This window comes from Alcaligenes sp. Me129, from assembly GCF_050487245.1.
In the GTDB taxonomy this organism is placed as follows: domain Bacteria; phylum Pseudomonadota; class Gammaproteobacteria; order Burkholderiales; family Burkholderiaceae_B; genus Alcaligenes; species Alcaligenes phenolicus.
This window is the reverse complement of the sequence record NZ_JBKQGX010000001.1, coordinates 398,348-413,961: the sequence shown is the minus strand read 5'-3', so window position 1 is coordinate 413,961 and position 15,614 is coordinate 398,348. Positions and strand designations below refer to the sequence as shown.

Annotated in this window: 13 protein-coding genes; 6 read left to right on the top strand and 7 right to left on the bottom strand. The window is 56.7% G+C overall.

Annotated elements, in window-relative coordinates; all coding sequences use genetic code 11:
• The first annotated feature begins 62 nt into the window (after nt 1-62).
• Nucleotides 63-857, top strand: a complete 795-nt coding sequence (locus ACLPGZ_RS01870) for an exodeoxyribonuclease III (RefSeq protein ID WP_088452074.1) — start codon at nt 63-65, stop codon at nt 855-857.
• A 24-nt stretch (nt 858-881) separates the two neighbouring features.
• Here ACLPGZ_RS01870 and ACLPGZ_RS01865 read toward each other — a convergent pair whose 3' ends face one another.
• From ACLPGZ_RS01865 to ACLPGZ_RS01855, 3 genes are all read right to left on the bottom strand, one after another.
• On the bottom strand, nt 882-1,211 hold the full coding sequence (locus ACLPGZ_RS01865; RefSeq protein ID WP_035270399.1) for a c-type cytochrome: 330 nt from the start codon (nt 1,209-1,211) through the stop codon (nt 882-884).
• Nucleotides 1,212-1,406: 195 nt separating this feature from the next.
• Nucleotides 1,407-2,552 (bottom strand): copper-containing nitrite reductase, encoded by a 1,146-nt coding sequence (gene nirK / locus ACLPGZ_RS01860; protein WP_429640964.1) that lies wholly within the window; start codon nt 2,550-2,552, stop codon nt 1,407-1,409.
• Between the two features lie 206 nt (nt 2,553-2,758).
• Nucleotides 2,759-5,038, bottom strand: a complete 2,280-nt coding sequence (locus ACLPGZ_RS01855; protein ID WP_026484439.1) for a nitric-oxide reductase large subunit — start codon at nt 5,036-5,038, stop codon at nt 2,759-2,761.
• Nucleotides 5,039-5,344: 306 nt separating this feature from the next.
• Here ACLPGZ_RS01855 and norR point away from each other — a divergent pair, with 306 nt between their 5' ends.
• Nucleotides 5,345-6,886 (top strand): nitric oxide reductase transcriptional regulator NorR, encoded by a 1,542-nt coding sequence (gene norR, locus ACLPGZ_RS01850; RefSeq protein WP_429640963.1) that lies wholly within the window; start codon nt 5,345-5,347, stop codon nt 6,884-6,886.
• Nucleotides 6,879-7,577: a Crp/Fnr family transcriptional regulator gene (locus ACLPGZ_RS01845; RefSeq protein WP_060186649.1), complete on the top strand. Its 699-nt coding sequence runs from the start codon at nt 6,879-6,881 to the stop codon at nt 7,575-7,577. Before norR ends, ACLPGZ_RS01845 begins: the two co-directional genes overlap by 8 nt.
• An 8-nt stretch (nt 7,578-7,585) precedes the next feature.
• Here ACLPGZ_RS01845 and ACLPGZ_RS01840 read toward each other — a convergent pair whose 3' ends face one another.
• From ACLPGZ_RS01840 to ispB, 3 genes are all read right to left on the bottom strand, one after another.
• The gene (locus ACLPGZ_RS01840) at nt 7,586-8,389 is read right to left on the bottom strand and encodes a formylglycine-generating enzyme family protein (protein ID WP_115634425.1); all 804 of its coding nucleotides are present in this window, start codon (nt 8,387-8,389) and stop codon (nt 7,586-7,588) included.
• Nucleotides 8,390-8,606: 217 nt separating this feature from the next.
• Nucleotides 8,607-9,836, bottom strand: a complete 1,230-nt coding sequence (gene gltS, locus ACLPGZ_RS01835) for a sodium/glutamate symporter (protein WP_115634426.1) — start codon at nt 9,834-9,836, stop codon at nt 8,607-8,609.
• Nucleotides 9,837-10,089: 253 nt separating this feature from the next.
• Entirely contained in the window at nt 10,090-11,055 is a 966-nt protein-coding gene (gene ispB, locus ACLPGZ_RS01830; RefSeq protein WP_009458758.1) for an octaprenyl diphosphate synthase, read from the bottom strand.
• Between the two features lie 173 nt (nt 11,056-11,228).
• Between ispB and ACLPGZ_RS01825 the strand changes: the two genes are divergently transcribed.
• Genes ACLPGZ_RS01825 through ACLPGZ_RS01815 form a run of 3 tightly spaced genes read left to right on the top strand, consistent with a single transcriptional unit; the run spans nt 11,229 to nt 13,811 of the window.
• On the top strand, nt 11,229-12,095 hold the full coding sequence (locus tag ACLPGZ_RS01825; RefSeq protein ID WP_009458756.1) for an ATP-binding protein: 867 nt from the start codon (nt 11,229-11,231) through the stop codon (nt 12,093-12,095).
• Nucleotides 12,088-13,089 carry a Nudix family hydrolase gene (locus ACLPGZ_RS01820; protein WP_115634427.1) on the top strand — a complete coding sequence of 334 codons (1,002 nt, stop codon included), beginning with the start codon at nt 12,088-12,090 and terminating at the stop codon, nt 13,087-13,089. The genes ACLPGZ_RS01825 and ACLPGZ_RS01820 overlap by 8 nt, the downstream gene beginning before the upstream one ends.
• Complete coding sequence (locus ACLPGZ_RS01815) at nt 13,086-13,811, top strand: spermine/spermidine synthase domain-containing protein (protein WP_181900199.1); 726 nt, start codon at nt 13,086-13,088, stop codon at nt 13,809-13,811. Before ACLPGZ_RS01820 ends, ACLPGZ_RS01815 begins: the two co-directional genes overlap by 4 nt.
• A 324-nt stretch (nt 13,812-14,135) precedes the next feature.
• On the opposite strand, the gene ACLPGZ_RS01810 is transcribed toward ACLPGZ_RS01815, so the two are convergent.
• Complete coding sequence (locus tag ACLPGZ_RS01810; protein WP_258866261.1) at nt 14,136-15,611, bottom strand: efflux transporter outer membrane subunit; 1,476 nt, start codon at nt 15,609-15,611, stop codon at nt 14,136-14,138.
• Nucleotides 15,612-15,614 lie beyond the last annotated feature (3 nt).

Below are 15,614 nucleotides of genomic sequence, written 5' to 3'. Positions count from 1 at the left end.
CGGCCACTGACATCCAGGCAGGTTACGGGTTAAAGTGCTGACGCTATAAGGAGAATTGCCACGTGTTACGCGTCACCTCGTTAAACGTCAACGGTATTCGGGCCGCCTTTCGTAAAGGCCTGCCCGCCTGGCTGGAAGCCCAGAAACCTCATATTGTCTGCATGCAGGAAATCAAGATCAGCGAGCCTGATCTGACCCCCGATTTGACCAACCCCGGTCAATACCACGGGCATTTCCACCATGCTCAGAAAAAAGGCTATAGCGGTGTAGGCCTGTACCTGAACCACAAGGCAGAAAGCGTGGCCGAAGGCATGGCCTGCGAAGAGTTCGATGCTGAAGGCCGCATTATCCGCGCCGACTGGAACGACCTTAGTGTGATTAGCGCCTACCTGCCCTCGGGTTCATCGGGCGACGAGCGTCAAACCGCCAAGTACCGCTTTCTGGATCATTTTGAGCAATGGATTAATGGCTTGATGCAGGAACACCTCGATACCGGCCGCGAGTTCATTATTTGCGGTGACTGGAATATTGCGCACCACGAAGCCGATTTGAAGAACTGGAAAGGCAATCTGAAAAACAGCGGTTTTCTGCCAGAAGAACGCGCCTGGATGAGCAAAGTGCTGGGCGAACTGGCTTGGGTGGATGTGTACCGCAGCCTGCATCCCGATACCACGGACGAGTGCTACACCTGGTGGAGCAACCGCGGCCAGGCTTGGGCCAAAAATGTGGGGTGGCGCATTGATTATCAAATTGCCACCCCAGGTATTGCTGCCAAGGCGCGCAGCGCAACGGTCTATAAGGAAGAGCGTTTCAGCGACCACGCGCCACTGACGGTTGATTACGACTGGAGCCTGTAAATCCAGCCTGAAAAAGCCAGCGCCTTAGCTGGCTTTTTCAATCATGTAGCGCACAACGCTACGCAATTGTTCATCGGTTGCTTTAGGTGCTGCACCGCGTGGGGGCATGGCGCCCTTGCCGTTCAGCACAACTTGCATCAAGGCGTCTTCGCCTTGGGCGATCAGGGGCTCCCAACGAGCCTTGTCACCCAAACGAGGGGCATTGGCCATACCCGATGCATGACAGACCATACACGAAGACTTGTACAGCTTGAGAGCTTCGTCCGAGTTGGCATGTGCTGCAGGTGCGGCGGCCAGCAAAAACAAAGCGGCCATTGCGGAGTACATCATGGTGGCGGGGCGATAGGTTCTCATGGGTTTACCCTTTAAACAGTCGGCATGAATGCATGCCTGGCTGATACTTCGTTTTCTGTACAAGAGGCCCGTTTTTCATGGTTCGAACCTCTTGCGTTTTCACTAGCTAATCACTATTCAATAACTGCCTTGAAGCCCGGCGGAATTGATAAGTGCTTCTGGTCCTCAATTCCGCGTACCGGGTGCCAACCCTGCTTAGCCCTTGATCGGGCCGGGAGGGCTGACTTGCTTCATCAAGTCGTCGTTCCATTCGCCTTCGACCAGAACGTGACCTGCTGCGCCCAGTTCCATGGCTTCGATCAGGTTGTGGTTCACATAGGCGTACACACCAGGCTGCTTGAAGGTGTAGAGCGCCACACCGGCCGAACCGCCGCGAATGAACCAGGTTTCCAGGTTCTTGGCAGGTGGATCATCAAACTTGCCCAGTTCCCAAACCCAGTCACCGTGACCACCGATCAGGTGAGGACGGGTGTCGCGGTTGGCCTGCGAGTGAATGAACAGCACGGTTTCACCCACGTTGGCCTTCATGGCACCGTCGCCCATCAAGGCACCGACCTTGCCGTTGAACACCACGTGGCTGGGGATCAGACCACGCATGGCTTCCAGGGTGTCGCCATAGCTTTCAGCCGAGGAACCATACTTTTTGAAGTTGCCCTTTTCATCACGAGGGATGTAGAGGTCAAACTCGCCAATGGTGTAGACACGGTCGTAATGCAGCGAGTTGCCCGCCGAATCCTTCAGGCCGTCGCGTGGCAGCACCATGACGGTACCGTGCATGCCCTGGACCACGTGCCAGGCTACAGAGCCTTCGGGTGCGCAGTGGTACACAAACGTACCGGTACGGTCGGCCTTGAAGCGCAAGGTGGCTTGTTCGCCGGGGTTCACGTTGGTCAACTTGGCACCGCCCAGCGCGCCAGTCGAGGCGTGAAAGTCGATGTTGTGCGGCATAGTGTTGCTGGCCGGGTTGACCAGAGTCAGCTCCAGGTAGTCGCCTTCATGCACAACCATGGTGGGGCCGGGCATGGAGCCATCAAACATCATGGCGTGCATGGTGGTGCCATCGCGATCGACCACGATCTCTTTTTCCACGATGCTCATGCGGAACTCCACCACGCGAGGCTCGGGACCTACTTTCTGCTCGTGCTTGTGGACCATAGGAGGCGCAACCAGATCCACCTTGACCCGCTCCAGCTTGGCGATCTGGGCTTCTGTACGCGCGGCCAGCCAGGGCGCGTTCTTTTTTGGTGCAGCCATCTCGCGGGCTTGTACTTGAGCCGCCAGCAAAGTCGTTCCTGCGGCGACACCTAGGCCAGCACTTTTCAAGAAATGACGACGTTCCATACTACCTCCGGTTTGATCCAGGCGTGATGCCTGCTGATTAAATGTTATTCAGATCTAACAGTTACAGGATGTATTGGACCGCAATCAGACTTCCCGCTCTTTGCTGCAGCGCAAGCATCTCGCATAAGCAACAAAAAAAACCGCCCGAAGGCGGTTTTTTTCATAGACGGAATCTCACAGAAAAAACAGACCGTCCTTAAACAAGATCACGATGCTTTTACTGCACCTGCAGCATTGGCAGCGGCACCGCGACGGCCAGCCATGATACGTACCCAAACCTGCTGGAACACAATCAATGCACCGGCAATGAACACAACGTCACCCAAGGTGCGCCACCAGCGCAGGGATTGCAGGATAGGCTGCTGCATGAACTCTTCGCTACGGGCATACCACATGCCTTCCGAGATGCTGGCCCAGGCCTGAATAATCCCGGCTGGCAGCAGGCTGACGAACATCATCAGCACCAGACCCAGGTTCAGCGTCCAGAAGCCCCAGCTCATCAGGCGATCGTTGTAACGAACCTCGGGCGAGATATAACGCACCACCAGCAAGACAAAGCCCAAAGACAGGAAGCCATACACACCGAACAAGGCTGCGTGAGCATGCAATGGCGTGGTGTTCAAACCCTGGATGTAGTACAGCGAGATAGGTGGGTTGATCAGGAAGCCAAACACACCAGCACCCAGCATGTTCCAGAAGGCCACGGCCACAAAGAACATGACGGGCCAACGCAGATCACTCATCCAGCTGGCTTGTTTCTGCATCTTCCAGTTATGGAAAGCTTCGTAGCCCAACATGATCAAAGGCACCACTTCCAACGCGCTGAAGGAAGCACCAATGGCCATGATCGGCGTGGTCGTACCCGAGAAGTACAGGTGGTGCAAAGTACCAGGCACACCACCGACCAGGAACAGCGAGGCCGCTGCCAAACCCGCAATCGTGGCACTACGCTTGGAAACCAGACCCAAGGTCAGGAAGATAAAGCCCATGGCAACCGTTGCAAAGACCTCGAAGAAGCCCTCAACCCACAGGTGAACCACCCACCAGCGCCAGTACTCCATGATGGTGATATTGGTGTGCTCGCCATAGAACAAGCCGGTACCGTAGAACAGACCAATGGCCACGGTAGAGATGGTCAACAGAACCAATAAATGGTTGTCGCCCTTGTCACGACGCAAGGCAGGCCACATGCCACGCAACATCAGCAGGAGCCAGAAAGCCAGGCCAATGAACTTGATGATCTGCCAGAAACGGCCCAGATCCAGATACTCATAACCCTGGTGACCGAACCAGAAGTTCAGCTCGGGGGGCAGGATATTTTTGATGGCCAGGAAGTTGCCGGCAAAAGAACCAATAAAGAGTACAACCAGAGCGCCGAACAGAACGTCCACACCCAGACGCTGGAACTTCGGATCCTCGCCCCCATTAATCAATGGCACAAGGAACAGACCAGCGGTCAGGAAGCCACTGGCAATCCACAAAAGGGCTGCCTGAATATGCCAGGTACGGGTCAAGGAGTAAGGGAACCACTGCGACACGTCTATGCCATAGAACATCTGGCCTTCAACCGTGTAGTGCGCCGTAAAGCCGCCCAGGAAGACCTGGATGACAAACAGGGCAACCGTCAGGAAGGCATATTTTTTCAGGGCACGCTGCGAAGGGGTCAGGCGAAATGCCAGAACCGGATCAGTGGCCGGTGCAACAGGGGCTTCCTCTTCTTTGTGCGTAAAGGCCCAGATCCAGACCAGCAAACCAATACCGGCCAGCAAGAGCACGATACTGACAATGGACCAGACGATATTGGCCGTGGAAGGATGGTTATCCACCAAGGGCTCATGTGGCCAGTTGTTGGTATAGCTGACGGTAGTGCCAGGACGCTCCGTTACCGTGGCCCAGGACAGCCAGAAGAAAAAGCGGGTCATGTCCTGACGGCGCTGCAGCTCTGGCAGGGTGTTGTCCTTCATGGCGAAGCTCTCGCGGCTGGATTTCAGCTCGGGCGCATCACCAAACAGGTCGATGTAATACTGGGCAGTGGTGTCGATGGCCTTGGCGCGACGTTCGCTGATCTGCAATACGCCCGTCGCTTCATCAATGCGGTTAGGACGGTATTCGTCCTGAAGTTCCTGCCGCAAGGTGGCCTGCTGACTGGATGTCAGCTGATCATAGTTCAGCGAGTAGGTTTGCTGGGCGGCCAGATCCAGCCAGGCCAGAGCCTCCCGGTGCAGCCAGTCGGCGCTCCAGTCCGGGGCCTGGTAGGCCCCATGCCCCCAGATCGAGCCCAGCTGCATACCGCCAGTACTTTGCCAGGCGGACTGGCCACGATGTATCTGTTCCTGTGAGGTAAATTCACGGCCATCCGGTGTGACTACCTTGACGGGCATGGGGGGTGCCTGACGATACACCTCCACACCTGTCCATCCCAGGATGGCAAAGGTGACCATGGTGACTGCCACCAGGGACCACCATAGTTTTTTATAGCTACGCATTTTCTTCTCCGTCTCGCTGATGAATCAAACGACCCAATCCAAACAAGTCCTGGCAGGACCCAGTTACCTGGTCAAAACCTGTTTGGGTACGGCCCCGGAACGGGGGACGGACCGAAGTACACGCCTTGTAGCGATGTTCTGCTAAGTCGGGGGTCATGTCATAGTCCTTAAAAATGTATGACAAAACATCTAAAGCAAAGACCGTGCCAAGTCCTGGACGACATAGATCAAAGGGTTGCCGTCAGCCTGGGTATAAACTACCTCGACAAAACTGGGTATTTTTCACCATAAGGGTATTTTTCACCCATGCTAGATCTCTTGATTGCCGACCTTGCCACCGAGATTCCGGGGCCGTTACGCCTGCAGCGCATGGTGCATTTGCTGGCACGGCACTTTGGCTGTGATGCGGCGGGTTTGCTGAAGCTGGACGACACGGTGCTGCGCATTGTGGCGGCCAGTGGTCTGGGCCATGACACCCTGGGGCGTCACTTTGTCATTGCAGATCACCCCCGACTGACGCGGATCCTGAACTCCCCCAGCCTGACCCGCTTTGAACCCAACTGTGCCCTGCCGGACCCGTATGACGGCCTGCTTGATGACAAGCTGGGCCAGCCCCTGCCGGTGCATGATTGCGTGGGAATTACCTTGCAAGTCCAGGGCACGCCCTGGGGCATTCTGACGCTGGATGCCTTGCGACCAGGGACGTTTTCAGCCTCCACGCTGGTGGAACTCAAGCACTGGTGTCTGGTGTTGGAAAGCGCAATTCGCATCAGCGAGCTGGAAGAAGAAAACCGCAGCTTGCGCCTGCTCTCCACCTTGCCGCCCGATTACCTGTCGCGCAATAGCTCGGCCGCCATCATTGGCAACAGCAAATCCCTGCTGGAGGTCATTCAATTGCTGGACACGGTGGCCACCTCCGAGCTGCCTGTGCTCTTGCTGGGTGAAACCGGCGTGGGGAAGGAGTTATTTGCACAACGCCTGCACCAACGCTCACCACGCCACAACAAACCCTTGATCTACGTGAACTGCGCTGCCCTGCCCGAGTCTCTGGCAGAAAGCGAATTATTCGGGCACGTAAAGGGAGCATTCTCGGGTGCCCATGAGAATCGGGCCGGGCGCTTTGAAGCGGCCCAGGGCGGCACCCTGTTTCTGGATGAAATAGGCGAGTTGTCTTTAACGATACAAGCCAAGTTGCTGCGTACTTTGCAGAACGGCGAGATTCAGCGCCTGGGGGCGGACCACCCCATCAAATTGAATGTACGTCTGGTTGCTGCCACAAACCGTGATCTGAGCCAGCAGATCGCCCAAGGTGGTTTCCGGGCGGACTTGTTTCACCGTCTGTCGGTTTTCCCCCTCACGATCCCCGCACTGCGCGAGCGCCATCAGGACATTCTGCTGCTGGCAGGCCACTTTCTGGAGACCAACCGTTCTCGTTTGGGATTGCGCGGAATTCGCTTATCCCCCGACGCAGAAGCCGCTTTACTGGCTTATCATTGGCCAGGTAATGTTCGCGAACTAGAACATTTAATCAGTCGGGCAACCATCCGCCTGCTGGTCGATACGCCAGATCGTAACCAAATATTTACGCTTAGCGCCGATAATCTCAATTTGTTACCTTCTACCCACCAGCCTGTCGCAGCGACCAGTACGGCTATTGGCTCACCTCGCCCATCCTTGCGTCAGTCCGTTGAGCAGCTGCAAAGCCGGCTGATTCGGCAAGCTCTGGATGAGACTGACGGTAACTGGAGCCAGGCTGCCCGGCAGCTAGGCATAGACCCCAGCAATCTGCACAAGCTGGCCAGCAAACTAGGGCTTAAAACCCGCTCAGAAAGCTTAAGTGATGACTGACATATCCTACCCCTCCTTGTTAGCCAGCCTGCCCGTTTTCTCCCAGCTGGACGCAACCAGCATCAACGAACTGTGGCAAGAGGGACGCCTGATCCACTACGACAAGGACAGCCAGGTCTTTCGTCAGGAACAAAGCAGCGACCACTTTTTTGTTCTGCTGCAAGGCCTGATCAAAGTCGTACGCACCATGCCCAATGGTTCACAACTCTTGGTACGTTTTGCCTTGCCCGGCGACGTAATTGGCATTGCCCCTGCCCTGCGCCGTCGCAACTATCCGGCAACCGCCATTAGCGTAACCACCAGCGCCGCATTGGCCTGGCCTGAAAAGTCCTGGGACAGCCTGACGCAACGCTTTCCTTGCCTGCTCAGCTCTGCACAAGACACGGTCGCGCAACGACTGAGCGATGCCGATGATCGCCTGCTGGAAATTCATAGTCTGGAAGTGGAGCAGCGACTGGCTCACAGCCTGCTGCGCTTGATTCGTCAGGTGGGTCAAAGCGGCGCACAAGGGACGTCCTTGAGTATTCCGGTAACCCGGCAAGATCTGGCCGACCTGGCCGGGACCACCTTGTACACGGCCAGCCGCGTCGTCAGCAGCTGGGATCATCAAGGTTTGATTCTGGCAGGCCGCAAGCAAATTACGATTGCGGACCTGGACAAGTTTGCACAAGCGGTTCTGGAACGCGGCTAAGCGCAGGTTTAGTCTTCAGTGACCAGACGCAGACCCAAGTAACGCGGTGGCACACCCACCGAACACGCCCCGGTTTTTGGGTCGCGGATAAAGTCGGGCATCACCGCAATGTGCTCGCCCCCCAGGGTACGGACACCGCAGTTTTCCAGGCGAGACTCTGCGCGTGGCATGCTGATACGGTGTACCCGGACATGGCAGGTATTGGTCCATTCAGCCACCTGCCCGCCCGCATCAAACACCCCATAAGCATTGGCAACGCCCTGCCCCAAGGGTGCCAAGGGAACTTCCTGTTCCTGCTTGCGTTTGTAGCTCTCCTGATACTCCTGCAGCCACAAGGCAGCTTGCTCGTTTTCGTCCAGACCGCTTTGGGCCGACTCAGGCACTTTCTGGTCTGCGAAATAGCTCCACTCCAGGTAATCCGGCAGACGGAATTGCTTGCCGGTGCGCTCACTTAACCAGGCGGCGTAATCCTGGCCGTCTTGCCAGCTGACGCCGACCACCGGCATATTCTTGGCCTGTCCTTGGCCCACCGCATCGGCAGCTTTACAACGCTCGGCACGAACGCACTGATCATACTCAAACTGACTGACCTGATATTTCATGGCTTTCAAGGTGGGAACAGGAGCGTACATCACCGTGTCGGATGCAATCAGACGCCCATCCAGCAAGTATTCACCGGCCTGCATAACTTCACGCGCCGGACCGGCCACTTCAACCAGCTCGGGCAAACCCGCTGGATTGCTGGGCTCGCCAGACGAACATCCGGCCAGAATGGCCACTAACAGCACGGGTCCCACTACATGGCTTCGCATTGCGCACTCCCTAAAGACAAGCACAATTGAAGCCCAAGCGCCTGCAGGCGTCCTTGCGCCAAGGCAAACAGAGTCCTTAAGGACTCAAAAATAGAAGCGATCCAAGATTCACGATTCAACAACACAGGTAAAAAGAAAGCCCCTGGGACCGGATATCGATCCAAGGGGCTGTCTGACAAGGGCCGCGATATTGCTGATTGCGCCCACTTCTCGGTACTTAAGTCAGAAAATTCACAAAACCGGTAATGATCACGGCATTGAAGAAGTCGATGAACAAGGAGCCCACCAGCGGGATTACAAAGAAGGCCTTGCGTGATGGACCATTGTCTTCCGTAAAGGCCTGCATATTCGCCATGGCGTTAGGCGTTGCGCCCATACCAAAACCACAATGACCAGCCGACATCACCACAGCATCGTAGTCCTTGCCCATGACCTTGAAAGTCACGTAGCTGGCAAAGAAGAACATCAGCACCGTCTGGGCGATCAGGATGATCAACAGCGGGCCCGCTACTTCAGCCAGCTCCCACAGCTTCATCACCATCAGCGCCATGACCAGGAAGAAAGCCAGGGACACATTGCCCATGGTTTCAAACTCTTTTTCCGGCAAGCGATAACGACGCCAGTCGATCACATTACGGATGATGGCTGCCACCAGCATGGAGCCCAGGTAGGCTGGCAACACAATGCCGCGCTCGCCCAACCATTCGATGACGACACTGCCCACTCCAATCGCGATGGACAAGAGGACTACGGCGTACACCGGCATTTCAAAGCCACCGTCGTCAATCTTAACGGTTTCTTTAACCGTGGTTTCCACCGCATGAGGCGCATCTGCACCCTCATGCTGACGACGATGACGACGGTGTGGAGCAGGGCCGTCGATATTGTATTTTTTCATCAAGCGCTTGCCCAAGGGGCCGCCGATGACACAACCCATCACCAGCCCCCAGGTCGAAGCCGCAATGGCAGCGGGCAAAGCACCGACAGCGCCGGCGTTCTCCAACATCGGACCAAAGGCAGCAGAAGTACCGTGGCCGCCCGTCATGGAGATCGAACCGGCGGCCAGACCCAGCAAGGGGTTGGCGTCCATGAGGGTCGCCAAGGTCACGCCCATCACGTTCTGCAAAATAATCAGGACAACCGCGCAGCCCAGGAACAAAGCAACGGCCAGACCACCCTTTTTCAACAACTCGAAGCTGGCTGAAAAACCGATGGTCGTGAAAAAGGCCATCAGCAAGAAATTGCGTATATCGTCGTTAAACGTAAAGTTGAACGAGCCGGTCTGATGTCCAACCAAGGCAATCAAGGCAAAAATCAATCCGCCGATAATGGGGCTGGGAATGAAATAGCGGGCCAATACAGCAACGCGATTCTTTATATATTCTCCCAGCACGAGAAAGACAGCCGCCAAACCTACCGTTTGCGCGATATCGAGCTGAATGTTCATCTATCCGTTCCTTACATCTTTGGAATAAGGGGCCTGCACCTTTGTGTCTGACAGAGGCTTCAAACCAATTTGTTCAAATAGGCATGTCTATCGTCGCTACTTCGTCCTTGTGGGACAAAGGCATGACCACCAACAGCGTAGTAAAACCGAGAAAAATAACATGAACAGGCGCCTAATGACGCCAATTTCCCTGAATCGGCCCGCTTTATTACAAAAAAACCCGCCATGTGGCGGGTTGGGAAAGGCTGGAGACTTAGCGGTCGCGCTCGATGGAAAACGCGCACAAGCTCAGTAATACCTGCTTGAATTCGCTCTCGGGAACATCAGCCAAGGCCTGAACAGCCAGCTGGGCTTCTGCCTTGGCCGCTTCACGGGTATAGGCCAAAGCATCGGTTTGCTCGATAGCCTGTGCAACAGCGGCAAAATCCGCATCACCGGTTTCAATGGCCGACTTGATCAGCTGAACCTGCTCGGGTGTGCCAACTTCCATGACACGGATCAGTGGCATGGTGGGTTTGCCTTCGCGCAGATCGTCACCCACGTTCTTGCCCAAGGCCTGGGCATCACCGGTGTAATCGAGCACGTCGTCGACCAATTGGAAGGCGGTACCCAGGTGGCGGCCATAGGCGGCCATGGCTTCTTCCATTTCAGGCGAAGCACCGGCCACAATCGCCCCCACTTGCGCCGCCGCTTCAAACAGCTTGGCTGTCTTGTAGCGTACGACTTGCAGATAACGTTCCAGGGAAACGTCCGGGTCGTGTACGTTCAGCAGCTGCAAGACCTCGCCTTCGGCGATCACCGTGGTGGCTGCCGACAGCACGGCCATGGCCGGCATGGAGTTCGATTGCACCATCATCTCGAAGGAGCGCGAGTACAGGTAGTCGCCAACCAGCACGCTGGCGGCATTACCGTAGACCGCATTGGCCGTGTGGCGACCGCGTCGCATATCGGATTCATCGACCACATCGTCGTGCAGCAAGGTGGCGGTGTGGATGAACTCCACCACACCTGCCAACAGATGGTGCGTGCTCCCCTGATAAGCCAGCGCGCGGGCTACCAGCAACAGCAGCGCAGGACGCATGCGCTTGCCGCCAGCACTAACGATGTATTCGCCGATTGTGCGTATCAGCACCACATCCGAATTCAAGCGCTCACGAATGACGACATCAAGAGCCTTCATGTCGTCGGCAATAGGTTCAATCAGGGTGGACAGGTTCAAAACAGAATTCCGGACGAGTAAGGGAGGGGGCCGCTATCGGCCAACCGTAACTTGATGATTATACGATTTTGAATCGCTTTGGGCCTATTGTTACGCGTCAAGCACAACAGTGATCACAGAAAAAGGGGCCAAATTAGCGATAATAAGCATTTCAACCTGAAACGGAGACTGTCTTGAGTTCGCAAGACCTGAGTACCCTGATCAGCCGGGCCGAGCGGGTTCTCGCTCAACTGGAAGCCTGGCTGCCCCCTGCTCCACCCCCTATCAACTGGGATTCCATTGCTTTTCGCTGGCGTACCAATGGTTCGCGCGGCTGGCTTGAAGGTGTCCAGCACGTAGCCACCATCCAGACCGAAGACCTGCACCATATCGAACGCCAAAAGGGCATTATTGAGCGCAACACCCGCCATTTCCTGGCAGGCAAACCGGCCAATAACGTCTTGATGACAGGTGCTCGCGGTACGGGCAAAAGCTCGCTGGTCAAAGCCATGCTGGCCAAATTTGCCGATCAGGGCCTGCGTCTGATCGAAGTGGACAAATCCGATCTGGGCGACCTGGGCTACATCATTGACCTGATCAGCACCCGCCCCGAACACTTCATCATCTTCAGCGACGACCTGTCCTTTGAAGAAGGTGAAGCCGGTTACAAGGCGCTTAAATCCGTGCTGGACGGCTCGCTGGCCTCCCCTGGCGACAATGTACTGATCTACGCCACGTCCAACCGACGTCACCTGATGCCCGAGTACATGAAAGAGAACCTGAGTGCCTCCACGTCTGCAGACGGCGAGATCCACCCTGGTGAAGCCGTTGAAGAAAAGGTATCCCTGTCCGAGCGCTTTGGACTATGGTTGTCGTTTTACCCCTTTAAACAAGACGACTACCTGGACATTGTGTATTACTGGCTTGGCGCTTTGGGTTGCCCTGCAGAACACATTGAAAGCTCGCGTATGGAAGCCTTGCAATGGGCTCTGGAACGTGGCTCTCGCTCCGGCCGGGTAGCACGTCAATTTGCTAGAGATTGGACCGCTAGACATGTCTAAACCCACGTTGGAAGTGGCCGTTGGCGTTTTACTGAACCAACACGGCCAAGTGCTACTGGGAAAACGCCCAGCCGATAAACCCTGGCCGGGCTGGTGGGAACTGCCAGGCGGCAAGATTGAGGCGGGCGAGAACGTCATACAGGCGCTGGTACGGGAACTGCGCGAAGAACTCGGCATTGAAACCACCCACGCACACCCCTGGGTTACCTATACACACGAATACCCCAAGAATTTCGTCAAACTCTCTTTCTGCCTGGTGCGGGAATGGGAAGGCGAACCCCAGTGCCTGGAAGGCCAAGAGCTTGCCTGGGTCAACCCTAAAGGTCCTTTGGAAGTCGGCCCTGTACTGCCTGCTACCGAACCGCCGCTTAAATGGCTGCAACTGCCTGAACGCTATCTGATTACCAACATCGACGAGCCGGCCCGCTTACCCGCCTATCTGGAACAACTGGAACAAGCCCTGCAACAAGGCCCGGCCTTGGTCCAGTTTCGTGAGCCAGCCTGGGCTGCCCGGCCCGATGCCGAATTCCATTTGCACCAAGCGTTCCTGCAAGTTGTGAACCTGTGCCAGCGCTACCAAGCGCGCTGCCTGGTCAATAGCCTGCACCCCGAGAGCTGGTGGGACCATGCCGATGGTGTGCATTTGCGCGCCAGCGACGCCCAAGCCCTGTCCGCGAAATGCCACGACACCTTGACGACATTTCCCGCAATCAGCAAAGGCCTGATCGGCATGTCCACGCACAATGAAAGTGATATTGAAATAGCCCGCAAAATCCAGGCGGACTTTCTGGTTCTGGGCCATGTCCTGGAAACCTCCTCCCATCCCGGCGATCCCGGCATGGGCTGGGCCCGTTTCGCCAGCCTGGCGGAACAGGCTGGTCTACCTGTGTTTGCCATAGGCGGACAGTCGGCCAAGACCTTGGCTGACGCCCGCAACCACGGTGCACACGGTATTGCCGGTATACGCCACATGCTGGACAACGACCCGGCATGACGCCACACGTCACTATTTCGGAACATGAAGGCGTACGCTACCTGCACCTGGGCTCTGCCTGGGTGCAGGGTGCGATGCGCCTGGATGCTCCCGATCAGCTAGAGCTGCACTACATTCGCCAAATGATGATCTGGACCTTGTTCCAGACCGATCCGCGCCGTATTGCCCAGCTTGGCCTGGGCGCAGGCAGCCTGACACGCTTTTGCTACCAGCACTTCCCCCAGGCGCGCATCGACGCCGTGGAAATCAACCCGGAAGTGGTGCAGGCCAGTCGCCTGCTATTCAATCTGCCACCCGACGACGAACGCCTGAACGTGCACACGGTAGACGCGCTGGACTATCTGGATGCCGTCTACGGCGAGCTGGATGTGCTGCAAATTGATGTGTACTCCGACCAGGCCGAACACCCTGCCCTGGAAAGCGAAGCTTTCTATCAGGCATGCCGCAAGGCTCTGGGGCCACAAGGACTGTTAACGGTGAATTTGCTGGGCTCGGAACTGGTCCATGCGCGCAATCTGCATGCGCTTCAAGAAAGCTTCCCGGCCGTGGTCTGGTTACCTGAAACGCACGATGGCAATCTGGTCGCCCTGGCTTTTGCTGACCCGCCAAAAATTGACTTTGATGACTTGTACCAGCGGGCTGAAGAGATCCACGCCACCCTGGGCTTGGCCGACGGCGAGGAATGGGTTGACGGACTGTATGCCTGGATGGACCAGGACTGAGGCGGTTTCCGCGCACTATCAAGCAAGGAATGAGCCGCTATTGAACTACAAGCAAGCAAACTGCAGCCCAAAGCTTGGGCGGTAATCCAATCCTTGCTTGGTCCATACGAAGCAAACCGGGCGTTGAAGCTCCGGCCCAGCCAGGCCGGAGAGCACGGTAAAACGGCCAAACCAAACCAAGCGCCAAGAAGTTCAGCCAACGCCGAACCACATCAAACCAAACTAAACTAAACTTGATTAAGACCAGATTGGATCGGGTCAGGTCAGGTCAGGTCAGGTCAGGTCAGGTCAGGTCAGGTCAGATTAGTGTAGGTCAGGCCAAACCTATTCTGCTTTCGCAGCTGGATCAACTTCCACCGCTTTCGGCTCTTCGGGATTCAGACCTGTCGCTACATCCCAGCCACCGCCCAAGGCCACCATCAGTTTGACCGCCGCCCGCAGGCGTTGAGACTCCAGATCCAAAGCCTGCCGCTCGGCCGACAGTGCCGTAGCCTGGGTTTGTGCCAGACTCAGGAAATCCACCAGACCAGCATCAAACTGATTGCGTGTCAGCCGCAAGGACTCGCGTGCCGCGGCCAGAGAACGCGCCTGGCTGGCTTGCTCCAGCTCCAGGCCATTGCGTTCAGACAAGGCATCTTCCACTTCCTTCAACGCATCCAGCACCGTCTGACGATAGGCAGCCAATTGTTCGTCATAGCTGGCCTCGGCCTGCTCGACTTGCGCACGGCGTGCCCCAAAATCCAGCAAAGTCAGGGCAAAGGCTGGGCCCAGGGACCAGACACGCGCGGGTGCCGTCAGCCATTCGCTAAGATCACTGCTGCTGAACCCTCCACTGGCCTTCAGGCTCAGACTGGGAAACCAGGCAGCCTTGGCCACACCAATCTGGGCATTGGCCTGCGCCATGCGACGCTCGGCACGGGCCACATCGGGACGACGTTCCAGCAAACTGGATGGCAGACCCACCGGAATATCCGGAGCAACAGGCCAGGGCGCATGAGGCACCACCTCAAACTGGGAAGGTGCGCGGCCTACCAACACAGCCATCGCATGCAGGTAGATGGCCTTCTCGCGATTCAAGGCCAAGCGCTGGGTGCGAGCCCCCTCTAGCTGGCTCAAGGCTGCAGCCACATCTCCCGGTGCCGAAAACCCGGCGTCCAGGCGATTCTGATTGATTTGCAAAGAACGCTCGTACGCGGCCACGGTTTCATCCAGCACTCGCTCGCTGGACTCCACACTGCGGTACTGCAAATAAGTCTGTGCCAATTGAGACTGCAGGCTCAAGCGTGTAGCAGCCATATCCGCAGCACTGGCTTGCAGGCCAGCATCACCTGCTTCTACCTGACGGCGAATCCGCCCCCACAAGTCCACTTCCCAATTCACCGTGATGCTGGCGTCATAGGCGCTGCTGCTTTGGCTGGTATCACCCGACCCACTGCCACGCCGTGTCGTGCCGACCGAACTGCCTACTTGCGGGAACTGGGTCGAACGCGTGTTGGACAGGGTGGCCTGCGCCTGACGAACGCGTGCCTGTGCCTGCTGCAAAGTGAAGTTCTGCTCGTTCAGGCTTTGCATCAGGGTGTTGAGCACGCCATCGTTGAAGCTTTCCCACCAGGGGCCGCGGTCTTTCAAATCAGCCGGTTCGGCCTGCTTCCAGGCCGTGGGCCGTACCTCTTCCCTGAAGTGCTCGCCCACCGGCGCTTCGGGCCGCTGATAATCAGGGCCAACAGCACATGCGGACAGGAGCAGCACCATCCCAGCCAGTGCGAAGCGCGGAAGAATCATGGCGTTAGAAGTAGGCATATC